The sequence below is a fragment of the Cellulomonas sp. P1_G12_2 genome (assembly GCF_056405535.1).
The window spans coordinates 384220-397239 of the sequence record NZ_JBFUBX010000001.1 but is presented as its reverse complement, the minus strand read 5'-3'; the positions used below and the strand labels follow the sequence as shown (position 1 = coordinate 397239).

At 72.5% G+C, this 13020-nt stretch carries 11 protein-coding genes; 6 read left to right on the top strand and 5 right to left on the bottom strand.

Translation table 11 applies throughout. The annotated features are described in order from the left end of the window. The first annotated feature begins 10 nt into the window (after positions 1-10). Positions 11-1300 (top strand): glycosyltransferase, encoded by a 1290-nt coding sequence (locus AC1DXT_RS01985; RefSeq protein ID WP_477059701.1) that lies wholly within the window; start codon positions 11-13, stop codon positions 1298-1300. Here the strand turns inward: AC1DXT_RS01985 and AC1DXT_RS01980 are convergent. Further along, positions 1297-2166 carry a DUF429 domain-containing protein gene (locus tag AC1DXT_RS01980; RefSeq protein WP_477059700.1) on the bottom strand — a complete coding sequence of 290 codons (870 nt, stop codon included), beginning with the start codon at positions 2164-2166 and terminating at the stop codon, positions 1297-1299. The genes AC1DXT_RS01985 and AC1DXT_RS01980 overlap by 4 nt on opposite strands. Positions 2167-2274: 108 nt before the next feature. Between AC1DXT_RS01980 and AC1DXT_RS01975 the strand changes: the two genes are divergently transcribed. After that, entirely contained in the window at positions 2275-3675 is a 1401-nt protein-coding gene (locus AC1DXT_RS01975) for a glucose-6-phosphate dehydrogenase (protein ID WP_477059699.1), read from the top strand. Between the two features lie 53 nt (positions 3676-3728). Continuing rightward, positions 3729-4757: an LLM class flavin-dependent oxidoreductase gene (locus AC1DXT_RS01970; protein ID WP_477059698.1), complete on the top strand. Its 1029-nt coding sequence runs from the start codon at positions 3729-3731 to the stop codon at positions 4755-4757. Between the two features lie 88 nt (positions 4758-4845). On the opposite strand, the gene AC1DXT_RS01965 is transcribed toward AC1DXT_RS01970, so the two are convergent. Beyond that, a complete protein-coding gene (locus tag AC1DXT_RS01965; RefSeq protein ID WP_477059697.1) occupies positions 4846-6240 on the bottom strand; it encodes an HNH endonuclease signature motif containing protein in 1395 nt (464 codons plus the stop codon). 107 nt (positions 6241-6347) lie between these two features. Further along, positions 6348-7160: an SCO4651 family lipoprotein gene (locus AC1DXT_RS01960; protein WP_477059696.1), complete on the bottom strand. Its 813-nt coding sequence runs from the start codon at positions 7158-7160 to the stop codon at positions 6348-6350. A gap of 160 nt (positions 7161-7320) precedes the next feature. Here AC1DXT_RS01960 and AC1DXT_RS01955 point away from each other — a divergent pair, with 160 nt between their 5' ends. From AC1DXT_RS01955 to AC1DXT_RS01945, 3 genes are read left to right on the top strand one after another with little or no spacing between them, the layout of a single operon-like run. Next, the gene (locus AC1DXT_RS01955; protein ID WP_477059695.1) at positions 7321-7893 is read left to right on the top strand and encodes a DUF4956 domain-containing protein; all 573 of its coding nucleotides are present in this window, start codon (positions 7321-7323) and stop codon (positions 7891-7893) included. Continuing rightward, entirely contained in the window at positions 7890-8612 is a 723-nt protein-coding gene (locus tag AC1DXT_RS01950; protein WP_477059694.1) for a polyphosphate polymerase domain-containing protein, read from the top strand. The genes AC1DXT_RS01955 and AC1DXT_RS01950 overlap by 4 nt, the downstream gene beginning before the upstream one ends. Positions 8613-8623: 11 nt before the next feature. Further along, on the top strand, positions 8624-10414 hold the full coding sequence (locus tag AC1DXT_RS01945) for a carbohydrate-binding domain-containing protein (RefSeq protein ID WP_477059693.1): 1791 nt from the start codon (positions 8624-8626) through the stop codon (positions 10412-10414). 199 nt (positions 10415-10613) lie between these two features. On the opposite strand, the gene AC1DXT_RS01940 is transcribed toward AC1DXT_RS01945, so the two are convergent. Both AC1DXT_RS01940 and AC1DXT_RS01935 read right to left on the bottom strand, forming a co-directional pair. Next, positions 10614-12212 carry a TROVE domain-containing protein gene (locus AC1DXT_RS01940; protein ID WP_477059692.1) on the bottom strand — a complete coding sequence of 533 codons (1599 nt, stop codon included), beginning with the start codon at positions 12210-12212 and terminating at the stop codon, positions 10614-10616. Positions 12213-12475: 263 nt separating this feature from the next. Beyond that, positions 12476-12952, bottom strand: a complete 477-nt coding sequence (locus tag AC1DXT_RS01935) for an SRPBCC family protein (RefSeq protein WP_477059691.1) — start codon at positions 12950-12952, stop codon at positions 12476-12478. Positions 12953-13020: the final 68 nt, after the last annotated feature.

Below are 13020 nucleotides of genomic sequence, written 5' to 3'. Positions count from 1 at the left end.
AGGAGTCGCCGTGTTCCCGAACCGCCGTCTCGTCATCGTCGTCCGCGCCGACCCGGTCATCTGCGGGCACTCGGGCGAGGCCCGCAACCTCGCGGAGGCCGCCCTCCAGCGGGGTTTCGACGACGTCCGCATCGTCACGTGGCCCATCGACCGGCTGCAGGCGACGGGCCTCCCCCTCAAGCCGCTCGACGGGGTGCTGCCCTACTCGCCGGGGATCACCGTCGAGCGCCCCGAGCCCGTCGGCGACTACAAGGTCCCCGACGGCCGCTGGCTCGCGGGGATCGTCGGCCGCCTGGTGGAGCTCTTCACCGACGGCGTCCCGACGGTCGCCATGTCCCTGTACCTGAGCCCGCACTCGCTCGCGGTGGCCGACGCCGTGCACGTCGCCCGACGGACCGGCCTGCCCGTCAACGTCACGACTGTCGCCGAGGCGGTCGGCTCCGACGTCACCAACGTGGTGCGCGCCTGCGTCGAGAAGGACGAGTTCGGTGCAGCCGCGCACGTGCTGTCCAGCTACCTCGAGCACGACGTGTGCCTGGCGGTCAGCGACTACACGCGCGAGCTGATCATCGCCGAGGCCGCCGCCATCGACGCCAAGCACGGCACCACGTTCGCCGCCCAGTGCCGCGAGCGCGTGACGGTCTCCTATCCGGCCATCGACGTGGGCTCCTACCTGGACCTCGACGCCGCCGAGACCGACCGCGTCCTGGCGTCCCGCGGCCTGGAGCGCGACGGCTACGTCCTGTTCCTGTCCCGTCTCGCGCACGCCAAGGGGGTCGACGACCTCATCGCCGGCTTCGCCGAAAGTCGCGCGGCCGACTCCCTCCGGCTGGTCGTCGCGGGCAGCGGACCCGACGCCGACCGGCTCCAGGAGCTCGCCGCCGCGTCGAGCGCCGCCGACCGCATCGTGTTCTTCGACGACGTCGACGACGACGAGAAGGCCCACCTGATGGCCGCGTCCGCGTCCTACGTGCTGCCGAGCAAGCCTCGGCCGGAGTTCGTCGAGACGTTCGGGATCGCCCTGGCCGAGAAGATGCTCGCCGGCGGCGGTCCGGTCATCACCACGGACACCGGAGGCATCGGCGAGGCGGTCGGCGACACGGCGATCATCGTGCCGGTGGAGTCACCGTCGGCCATCGCCGCCGCGCTGGACCGCGTGCTGACCATGTCTCCCGACGAGCGCGCCGGCTGGGAGACCCGCGCCCGCCTGCACGCGATGCAGTTCGACCGCGGGGCGGTGCTGGACGCGATCCTGGACCGCGTCGCCCGGGTCGAGCGGGTCCCGACACCGGTCGGCTAGAGGATCACGCGGGCGCGTTCCCGGGCGATCTCGACCAGACGCTCGGCTTCGCGCCGCGTCAGGCTCGGGACGGCCGCGCGGAACTCGTCCGCCAGGTCCAGCGCAGGCACCCGGACGGGACGCGCGGGCGGGACGGAGGGGCTCCCCGGAACCACGATGTAGCCGCTGTGGACGTCGCCGAGGACCCGCATGGCCGGGGATCCCGTGCCCCAGAGCCAGGCGAGATAGGCGCAGAGGACGGCGTCGACCTCGTCCTCGACGCGGTCGAGATCCGCGATCCGGCCGGCCGCTGCCACCGCGCTGCGGATCTCCGCCCAGCGCGCCGACGTGGTCAGCCGGAGCGGTTCGTCGCAGACCCGCTCCATGTGGTCGAGGAGGGACAGGAAGGCGACCTTGAGGCTGTCCAGCCCGCGTCCGCGCTTCGCCTTGTAGGGCAGGACGCTGGCCAGCGCGAAGAGCACGACCATCGCCGGGTGCGGGTAGACCTCGATGGCGACCGAGGTGCCGTGGCCGGGCGCGGTCGCCGGGTCGGGGTCCCACCCGAACCGAGCGCAGAGCGTCTCGCCGCGCGGAGGGTCGAAGAGCGGGCGGGACCGGTTGGAGGGGTAGGCGCCCGCGTTGTAGGGCCCGAACTCCCGCGAGACGAGCTGCTCCGGCACCCGCGAGCCCGTGGCGTTGGGGACGATCAGCGGCGCGTCGATCGCGGCGACGACGGTCCCGCTCGTGTGCGCGTCGACGAAGGTGGCGATCTCGTCGTCCGTGACCACCGCGGTGGACGCGACGAGGCGACCGGTCTCGTCGAGCGCGGCAAGGCCGGTCCGCGCCCGCGCCGCCCACGCGAGGTCGATCCCGAGGTAGCTCGTCATGCAGCCCATCGTCGTCCACCACGGGCGCCAGACCGCGCCGCCGCGCGCTCGTCGGCAAGCGCACGTACGGTCGAGGCTCCGCCTGTCACCGTCGTGAGGACCCGCCCGATGGCGCCCACCGAGCCCCTGATCTTCGTCCTGCACGGTGCCCGCGGGGACCTCGCGCGGCGCATGGTCCTGCCCGCGCTGGCCACCCTCCAGCGCCGCGGTCTGCTGCCCGAGCGCTGGGCGCTGCTCGGCACGGGACGCACCCCGATCAGCTCGACGGAGTTCGACGAGCTGCTCCGCACCGCGGTCGAGGAGTTCGGCGACGAGGAGGCGGCCGAGGGCGTCCCCGAGCTGACCACGCACACCGCGTACTGCGGTGACGTCACCGAGGACGGCAGTGCCGACGAGCTGCCGGGAGAGCTGGACCGGCTGCAGGGCGTGCTCGGTGGCGGTGCCACGGTCGTCCACTACCTCGCGGTGCCGCCGTCGTCGTTCGCGCCGATCACGCGGGCGCTGGACAAGGCCGGGCTGACCGACGGCGTCCGGGTGGTCTACGAGAAGCCGTACGGCACGTCGCTGGAGACGTTCCGGGACCTCGACGCGACCGTGCACGCCGCGTTCGACGAGGAGCAGGTGTTCCGGATCGACCACTTCCTGGGCAAGGAGGCGACGCAGAACCTGCACGTCCTGCGGTTCGCCAACGAGCTGTTCGGCGGGGTGTGGAACCGGCGACACGTGGAGCAGGTGCAGATCGACGTGCCCGAGACGCTGGACGTCGCGCAGCGCGCCGAGTTCTACGACGCAACCGGCGCCGCGCTCGACATGCTGGTCACGCACCTGTTCCAGGTGGCCGCGGAGGTCGCGATGGAGCCGCCGCGCAAGCTCGACGCGGCGAACCTGGGCAAGGCACGCGAGGACGTCATCCAGCACTTCCGGCCGCTCGACCCCGCGAACGACGTGGTGCTCGGGCAGTTCGAGGGCTACCGCGACATCGACGGCGTACCCGACGACTCCACCACCGACACGTTCGTCGCCGCGCGGCTCTGGGTGGACACCGAGCGGTGGAAGGGCGTGCCCTTCCTGCTGCGGACCGGCAAGCGGATGGGCGGCTCGGCGCAGCAGGTCACCCTCGTGCTGCGGACGCCGGACACGCTGTTCGGCTCCCCCGTCGGCCCCAACCGTGTGATCGTCTCGCTGGCCGGCTCGGGCGAGCTCGAGGTGACGACGACCGTCAAGAAGCCCGGCGCGTTCCTCGAGCTCGGGACCGGGACGGCCAACCTGGAGCTGGCCGACGTCGAGCCGGGCGAGTCCCTGCCGCCGTACGCCGGGCTGCTGGAGGACGTCCTCGTCGGCGACCGCACCCTGTTCACGACGCCGGCCGGGCTGGAGGCGGCCTGGATCGCCTTCGCTCCGCTGCTGGGCGACGCGCGTCCGACGCCCGAGCCGTACGCGGTCGGCTCGTGGGGGCCGAAGTCCGCCGAGAGGCTGGCCGAGCCGCACGGCTGGGTGCTCGGCGACTGAGATCAGCCCGCCCCGGCGCGTCCGACGAGGCAGCGTGCTCGTACGATGCGCGCGTGACCGCCCCCCGCCTCGAGCTCAGCTTCCTCACGTTCGTCCCGTACGACGACCCGGCCGACGCGGGCCAGTCCCTGCGCGACGCCATCGACCTCTTCCAGTACGCGGAGGAGCTCGGCTACGACATCGGCTGGGTCCGGGTCCGTCACCTGGAGAAGTTCCTCTCCTCGCCGTTCCCCCTGTTCGCGGCCATCGGCCAGGCGACCACGCGCATCCGGTTCGGCACCGCGGTCCTGCCGATGCGGTACGCCGACCCGATCGCGGTCGCGGAGGACGCCGCGACGGTCGACCTCCTGTCCGGCGGCCGGCTCGAGCTGGGCGTCGCCGGCGGGATCAAGCCGTCGGCCGCGCTGCTCGACGGGGTCTACGGCTCCAGTGAGCTCTCGTTCGACGACGAGTCCCAGCACCGCATCGCCCGGCTGCGCGCGGCTCTCGCCGGGGAGCCCGTCGCAGTCGCCCCGGAGGGCGGCTTCCCGATCGCACCGCCCGGCACCCCCCTGACCGTCACGCCGCACAGCCCCGGCCTCGCCGACCGGGTCTGGTACGGGCCCGGGTCTCGGGCGACCGCCGTACGGACCGCCGAGCAGGGGATGGACCTGCTGGTCTCGACGCTCAACGGGGAGGACGACGGGCGGTCCTTCGAGGAGACGCAGCGCGACCAGATCCGCGCGTACAAGGAGACGTTCGACGTCCCCGGTCGGACCCCGCGCGCGGTCGCCGGACGGATCGTCCTGCCGAGCGTCATGCCCGCGGACGACGAGCTCTTCGCCGAGTACATCGCCTGGTACGCGGGCCGCTTCGACGCCACGGGTCGCCCGCCCGCCGGCACCGGGTTCGGGGTGTTCAGCCCGACGCACCACGGATCGCCCGACGAGGTCGTCGCCAGCCTGCAGGCCGACGTCGCCCTCCAGGAGGCGACGGGGCTCGACATCGTCCTGCCCGCGAACGCGACCCACGCCATGAGCCGCCGCATCCTCGAGAACGTGGCGACGAGCGTCGCGCCGCGGCTCGGCTGGAACCCGGCCTGACTCGTCGGCGGGCGACGCCTCGACGAGGCCGCCGCGTGGCCCCGCCCGTCCTTCGGCCCCCTCGGCGACAGTCCGGCCGCCGCCGGGCTCAGAACGGTGGGTCGCCCCAGTCGCGCGGTGGCGGTGGCGGCGGTGGGTGCTCGGCGACGGACGGCGTGGTCAACAGCTGGACCGGATGGCGCGCGTACGTCAGCCCGTGCCGGTCGGTCCACGTCGAGATCCCGGTGACCGGGTCCCAGGTCACCTTCCACCACCCCTTCGTCTTGGCCTCGTGGTGGTGCTTGCACAGGGCGTGCAGGTTCGCCTCGCACGTCTGAACGTCGTGCACCGAGCCGGCCGGCGCTCGCGAGAAGTCGTAGGGGACGCGGTGGTCGATCTCGCAGCGCGACGCAGGCTGCCGGCACCCCGGGAAGGTGCAGGTGACGTCGCGGGCGATGACGGTGCGGGTCAGGTCGGCGCCCGGCCGGTAGGTGGCGCTGCCGACCGCGCAGACCTGGCCGGTGGCGTCGGTCAGCACCCGGCGCCACGTGGCGTCCTGCGCCAGCTCGCGGGCGACCTCCGCGGTGATCGGACCGTACGACTCGAGGACCGCCGGGTTGTCGTCCACGCCCAACAGGGTGCTCGCCGCCACCGCGACCTGCAGGGAGACCCGCTGCCCGTGCCGGGTCGGCAGTGGCGTCCCGTCCGGGGTGGCCTGCCGGTCCAGGATGCCCGTGAACACATCGGCGAACGCGTCCGCGCGACGCTGGTCGACCGTGCGGTCGTCGCCGTCGACGGCGGCGTTCCCCGCGAGGGCGTCGACCGCCGTGAAGGCCGCGGTCGCGTGCTCGGCCGGCAGGTAGGCGCTGAGGAACGCCATCCCGTGCTCGGACAGGCGCATCGAGACCCAGCGATCGGCTCGCTCCTTGACGCGCCGCCGCTCCGCAGCCGCGGCGTCGGCACCGATCACGGCACCCCGCACGTGCCGAGCCAGCTGGGGCGCCGTGAGGTCCTGGGCGCGGTCGAGAGCGTCGGCGACCACCGCAGCCACGGTGCCGGGCTCCGCGGCGAGGGTCTCGGCGACGATCACGTCGACCTTGCGCGCGTCGACCGCACCCGCGGCCCACGCGTCCGCGAGCGCCGGACGGTCACCCGCGAACGACGCCCGCAGGACCAGGTCCCGAGCCAGCCGCCCCGTGCACACCAGCGCGCACGCCAGCTCGTCGCCGACCTTGGCCAGCGCGTCCGGCGTCCTCGCCTCCATCTCGCGGATGACGACGGCCTGCGCGGCCTGCGCCATGTTGAGCACCTGCTGCCACGCGGTGACGGCGTTGACCAGCTCGACGTCGGAGGCGTCCGCGACCGACACGGACTCGAGCCGGCCGGCGAGCTCGCTGAGCGTCAGGCCGGGGATCGGGAACGCCTCGACGTGCCTCAGGTCCAGCTCGGGCGACGGGCCCCAGTCGGAAGCCGGGGTGCGCGGGTCGTCGAGAAGCGCCGTCACCTCGCTACCTCCTGTCGATCCCTATCGGAATCGAACAAGTGTACGATCGACCGCCGACACTCGGCGGGCCATGATGACCGCACATCCGGTACCGCGTCAGGCGCTGATCACATCGCCGGCGCCGCCGTCACCTGGTCGGCCGGCGGGGCCTCGATCGTCACCGGGCCGCCCCAGTTGCTGAGCGTCATCTCGATGTGCGAGCCCATCATGTCCATCACGAGCTTGCGGGGCAGCTTGTCGTCCCCGACCCAGTACGTGTAGGTGATCTCCTTCGGCACCTCGACCCCGGCTGCGGCCGCGGCGGCGAACTGCTCCGCCGACGGGCCGGCCATCTTGCTGGTGTCGACCACCACGTCGTACGGCTGCGCGCTGACGCCGTCGAGCTGCTCGGCGGCTCCGGCCTTGGTGACGCTGACCAGGGCGGGGAGGATCTCCTCGAGGCTGTCGGTCGCGCTGGAGCCGGTCGTCTGCGAGAGCGACGCGGTCAGGGGGTTGCTGGTGTCGGTGGGGTCCAGCTGCCAGAACATGCCCCCGGTCAGCTCACCCATGTTGATGTACATCTGGCCGCCGACGATGCGCATCTCGATGGGCGCGGTCATCTGCGCGCTGCTCATCGTCATGGTCAGCTCGTTGCCGGCGTCGGTGACGCGTGCCTGGCCCTGAGCGGTCATGGAGGCGCCGGCGACGTCCGTGACCATCGTCGTGTCGTAGGTCTTCGCGGCCAGCATCGCCGTGGCGATGTCGCCCAGGTTGTCCGTGGTGAGCTCGAAACCGGCGGGCTCGACGACCGTCTCCTCCTCGACCGATGCGCCGACGGAGGACGTCGGTGCGGCCTCCGGCGCGGACCCTCCGCACGCGGTCAGCGACCAGGCGAGGACGGCGGCGGCCGGGACGACGAGCAGACGACGGGACACGCGCACGGGGGAACTCCCAAGGTGGAGGGCGGAGAGGGAACGAGGGGAAACCCTTCCATACCGGCGGGTGGTCCCGTGCCCGATCCACGCCTGCGCCTCAGCCCTCGCACAGCGACGGCACAGGCTCGCTCGGCTCAATGGAACCCGTCCCACTAGGAGGGTTCCCATGACTCAGTACGCGCTCCTCGCGCTCGATCTCGTCGCCATCAGCGTCCTCGCACTCGGCGTCTACTTCCCCCGGCACCGGCGGCGTGACCTCGTCGTCGCGTACCTCGGCGTCAACGTCGGCGTGCTGGCGGTGGCGACCGCCCTGGCGAGCAGCGCGGTGGGCGCCGGCCTCGGGCTCGGGCTGTTCGGCGTGCTGTCGATCATCCGCCTGCGCTCCACGGAGCTGACCCAGCACGAGGTGGCGTACTACTTCTCGGCGCTGGCGCTCGGGCTGCTGGGCGGGCTCGCGGTGACGCCGTCGGCCCTGAACGCCTCGCTGATGGTGATGGTCGTCGTGGTCATGGCGGTCGTCGACCACCCGCGGATGCTCCGGCAGTACCGGCAGCAGACGATGATCCTCGACTCGGCCATCACCGACGAGACCGCGCTCGCCGCGCACCTGGAACGCCTGCTCGGCGCCACGGTGCACACCGCGATCGTGCAGCGCGTCGACCTGGTCAACGACACCACCTGCGTGGACGTCCGGTACGAGCTGACCACGGCACGAGCCCGGGTGGCGGTGTCGGCATGAGCTTCGAGCCCATCGACCTCGTCGAGCTCACCGAGCGGGCGAGCCTGCAGACCCGGATCGACCGCAAGTACGTGGTCCCGGCGGACGCGGTCCCGGTGCTCCTGCGCGGCGTCGAGCCCGGTGCACGCATCCTCGAGATCGGCGACCAGCGCGACTTCGCCTACGAGTCGGTCTACTTCGACACCCCCGACCTCACTAGCTACCTCGGGGCGGCCCACCGTCGCCGGCGGCGGTTCAAGATCCGCACGCGCACCTACGTGGACTCCGAGCTCTGCTGGGTCGAGGTGAAGACCCGCGGTCCGCGCGGCAGCACGGTCAAGACGCGCCTGCCGTACGACCCGGACGACCGCGACACCCTGACCGACGAGGGCCGCCGGTTCGCCGACGACGTCCTCGACAACGCCGGGCTCTACAGCCCGACCCTGGTCAGCACATACCGCCGCTCGACCCTCTTCCTGCCGCGGACCCAGAGCCGCACGACCATCGACACCGGGCTGGTGTGGACGTCGGCCCTCACGGGCGGGTCGAGGGCGCTGCCGGACCGCGTGGTCATCGAGACCAAGACGGGCTCCACGCCCTCCTCCACCGACCGCCTCCTGTGGCGGCACGGCCACCGCCCGGTCCGCATCTCCAAGTACGGCACCGGCATGGCCGCCCTGCACGCCGACCTCCCCCACCACCCGTGGCGCCGCGTCCTCGACCGGCACGTCACCCGTTAGGAGCACACCCCATGCGACGCCTCACCCCGAAGTTCCTCGTCCCCGCCGCCCTCGTCGCGGCCCTGCTGGCCGGCTGCACTGCGACGGCCGACGCCGCGGACAGCACCGACTCGAGCACGACCGTCACCACGACCTCCGACGCGAACGTCACCGTCGAGCAGGCGATGGCCGCCAACACGGCCCCGTCCGACGTCGACCTGGAGGCCTCGTCGGACGAGGTCGCGGTCGACCTGGACGACCCGACCGCGACCGACGGCGTGACCGTCGACGGCAGCACGATCACGATCACCGCCGCCGGCACCTACCGGCTGAGCGGCACGCTCGCCGACGGCTCCGTCGTCGTGAACACCACCGACGACGGCGTGGTCCACCTGATCCTCGACGACGCCGCCCTGGCCAGCTCGACCACCTCCCCGCTGCAGGTCCTCGACGCCGACCAGGTGGTGGTCCACCTCGAGGGCGACAGCACCCTGTCCGACACCACCGCCTATGCGGACACCGACGACGCGAGCGCGGCCCTGTTCAGCAGCGCGGACCTCACGATCACCGGCGACGGCTCCCTGACCGTGGCCGGCAACGCGAACGACGGGATCGCCGCCAAGGACGGCCTCGTCATCGCGGGCGGCACCATCACGGTCGACGCGGTCGACGACGGCATCCGCGGCAAGGACTACCTCGTGGTCTCCGGCGGCACGCTCGACGTCACGGCGGGCGGCGACGGCCTGAAGTCCGACAACGACGAGGACGAGACGCTCGGCTACGTGGAGATCACCGGCGGCGACGTGACGATCGCGGCGGGTGACGACGGCATCGCCGCGCAGACCGACGTGATCGTCGCGGACGGCACGGTGGCCGTCGTCGCAGGCGGCGGCAGCGGGACCGCGGTCGCGGAGGACGCCTCCCCCAAGGGCATCTCCGGCACGGTGTCCGTGGTGGTCGGCGGCGGGCAGCTGCTGATCGACGCGGCCGACGACGGGATCGGCTCGGACGGCGTCGTCAGCATCGCGGGCGGCTCCCTGACCATCGACGCGGGCGACGACGGCGTGCACGGCGACCAGGCGCTCCAGATCAGCGACGGCACCGTCGACATCACCGGATCGAACGAGGGTCTCGAGGCCGGCCTCATCACGATCGGCGGCGGGGACATCTCCGTGGTCGCCAGCGACGACGGCGTGAACGCCTCCGACCCGGACGCGACGGGCGAGCAGGCGGCCCCCGGCGGGACCGCGAGCACCGACGTCGGCCTGACCATCACCGGCGGCACGATCGTCGTCGACTCCGAAGGCGACGGGCTCGACGCCAACGGGTTCTTCACCATGACCGGCGGCACGGCCGTCGTGAGCGGCCCGACGAACGACGGCAACGGCGCACTGGACGTGGACGGCGCGTTCGACGTCTCCGGCGGCACGATCCTCGCGGCCGGCGCGTCTGGGATGGCGATGACGCCCGGTGCCGAGTCCGCGCAGTCGTTCGTCGCCTTCACGTTCTCCTCGACGCAGCCCGCCGGCACGGTGGTCCACGTCCTCGACGCCGACGGGAACGAGATCGCCGCGTTCGAGTCGTCCAAGGACTTCACGTCGCTGGTCTACGCGTCGGCCGACATCGTCTCCGGGGACACGTACTCGGCGGCGACCGGCGGCTCGGTCAGCGGGGAGACGGTCGGCGGGCTCGCGCAGGCCGGCGACAGCAGCGGCTCCACGGTCGCGGCGACCGGCACCGCCGGTGAGGCGATCGCGGGGATGGGCGGCGGCGGCGGCCAGGGCGGCCCCGGCGGCGGCGGTCGACCGGGCACGCGCCCGTGACCTCCGAGCTCAGCGCTGCGGCCTGACGATCTTCGCGACGAGCTCGGGGGTGCACCCGACCGCCCGCGCGATCGACCGGTAGGACCACTCGCCAGACAGGTGGAGGGAACGCACGAGAGCGTCTCGCTGCTCACGATGCTGAGCAGCGAGACGCTCTGCGTCCTGGGCCGCGCGATGGTGCTCGCGCGCCTGCTGGGCCCTACTGTCCACGCGCGAAGTCGCCGATCAGACCGGGGACGGCCGAGTCGAAGCCGGCCACGTCGAGCATCCCCGCATCGGTCGGGTCGGCGATCGAGAACCCTGTGGACGTCATGCCCACGACGACCAGCCGCGCCGGGATCCCGGTGGCGTCCCGGTACCGCTGCAGGGCCTGGAACGGGTGGACCTCCCCGTGCCACGTCTCGTTGTCCGTGTAGACGACGAACGTGTCGATGGCGAGGCCCGCCTCCAGCGCGTGGAGCATCGGCAGCGCGCAGTCCGTCGGACCGAACGGCAGGTTCGCCGTGGTCCGCAGGACGTCGTCGAGCCGTTGCCTCGGACTGATCGAGAGCGGGGTCAGCCCCGCCCGCTGGCGCCAGCGTCCGATCCCCCGGCCCGTGAACCCGACGATGGTGACGTCGTCCTCGGTCGCCGCCGTGACGAGCGCGAGCGCGGCCGACGCCTCACGGGCCGTCAGCGGCATGCCCGAGATCCCCGCCCCCATCGACCCCGACACGTCGAGCGCCAGCATCAGGCGCTTCCGGGTCGGCTCGACCGTGCGGTATGCCGCGTAGTAGGCGGCATCCAGGGCGTCGACGATCCGACGCTCGGGAGTCCACTCGCCATCGCCACGTGCCGAGCGCCCGGACGCATAGGTCCGTTGCGCCACGAGCACGTTGACGGGGTGCACGCGAGCCGCCAGCAGCCGTTCGGGGTCGGCGAGCCGACCCGCGACCGACTTGCCGAGGTCACCCTGGAGCAGGCCGAGCCGCGTGAGCCGCGGGAGCTGACGCATCAGCGCGGTCTGCGGCATCCCCTTGGCCAGCAACGCCTCCCACACCTCGCGCTCGCCGAGCAGGCGGTCGGGCAGCATCTCCCACGACAGCGGGTTCCGCGCGACCAGTGCGACAGCCTCCGAGACGTCCGCCACCTGCACGGCCTCCGCCGCGGTGACGACGGCCGGCAGCGCCGGGTCCTGGACGCCGCGCACCACCCACTCGAACAGGGCCCTGCGGTCCGGCTCGGTGGTGACGGGGTGCGCCAGGCGCAGCAGGTCGCGGTGCGTCCAGCCCTCTCGTCCGCGGTACTTGACCGCCTGGTAGGCGACGTCAGCGATCGGCTTGTCGAGGTACCAGCGCCCGACCGCGCGCCGCAGTCCACGGCCCCAGCCGCGGAACTGCTCGACGTACCGCGCGAAGACGAACAGGTGCGTCCCGGTGCGCGCGACCGACGGGAGCGCGGCAAGGGCAGCGGCACGCGCGTCGTCGTCGCCGACCGACGCGACCATCGCGAGCGCGAAGAGCGCCGGGTTCTGCTTCGGCGCGCGCCCCGCGGTGGAGACGTCGACGATCGCGCGGACCACCGCGAGCCCGTCTGCCCTGGCCATGCGCAGGACGGCGGCGGCATTGTCGGCGGTGAGGTCACGCGCGGACGCGTAGTAGGTGCCGCCCTCGGTGCCGAGCGTGAGGAAGCGGTGCAGCCGAGTCGCGTCGTCGACCTCGAACACGAACCCGCCGGCGCCGTTGCGCACCTGCTCGGGGCGCGCGCGCTCCGTCTGCGGGGTGCGGCGCAGGCGGAACATCGACAGGACGTCGCGCACGGTGCTCCTCGGCGGATCGTCGGGACGGAGAGGTCGGGGTGGGCGTGTGTGTGACGCCCGGGATGTGAACTGCTCTGCCTGGTTGAGCTACACCACCCGAGGGCGGCGACGGGAATCGAACCCGCAACCCGTCCATCCTGTGTGAGGTAACCGACCGTCTCCGGCCCACCCCGACTGCCGGACTGTAACGCGTTCCACCGTCGCCCAACAGCGTATTTACCCGCAGCCCCGCACCGCTCACCCGTTCAGGCGAGACGGGCCCCCTAGAGCACGACCGGCGAGCGGAGCGCCTCGGTCGGCACCTGGCCCGGCTGACCGACACCGGTGGTGATCCGGCGCTTCAGGCTGACGTTGATGTACCAGCTCCACGCGTCGTGGCAGATCTCGAAGCACTCGTGCGCCGGCACCAGCCCGAGGTGCGTGAACGTGAGCCGGGTCCCGGAGTCGGTCGGCGTGATGTCGAACCGGATCCGCGTGCCCACCCACTCGGCCGTGTCCTCGACGAAGTTCAGCTCCGCCTCGGTGACGAGCCACTCGACCCGCTCCCCCGGCACGACGTCGGTCAGCCGCTGGACCGACCGGTGGATGGGCTCGTTGTGGAAGATGAACTCGTCGCCCAGCTGGGTCGTCCCGCCCTCGATCGCGTCGACCCACCAGCCGCGCACGTCGACGACGGCCGCGAACACCTCGTCGGGTGTCTGGTCCACCGTGTAGGTCGTCGTGAAGTCCTGCTCGCTCATGGATGGCTCCTCTGCATCTGCAATGAATTGGTTGCAGATCGACGGTAGATGTCGATCTCTACAAATGC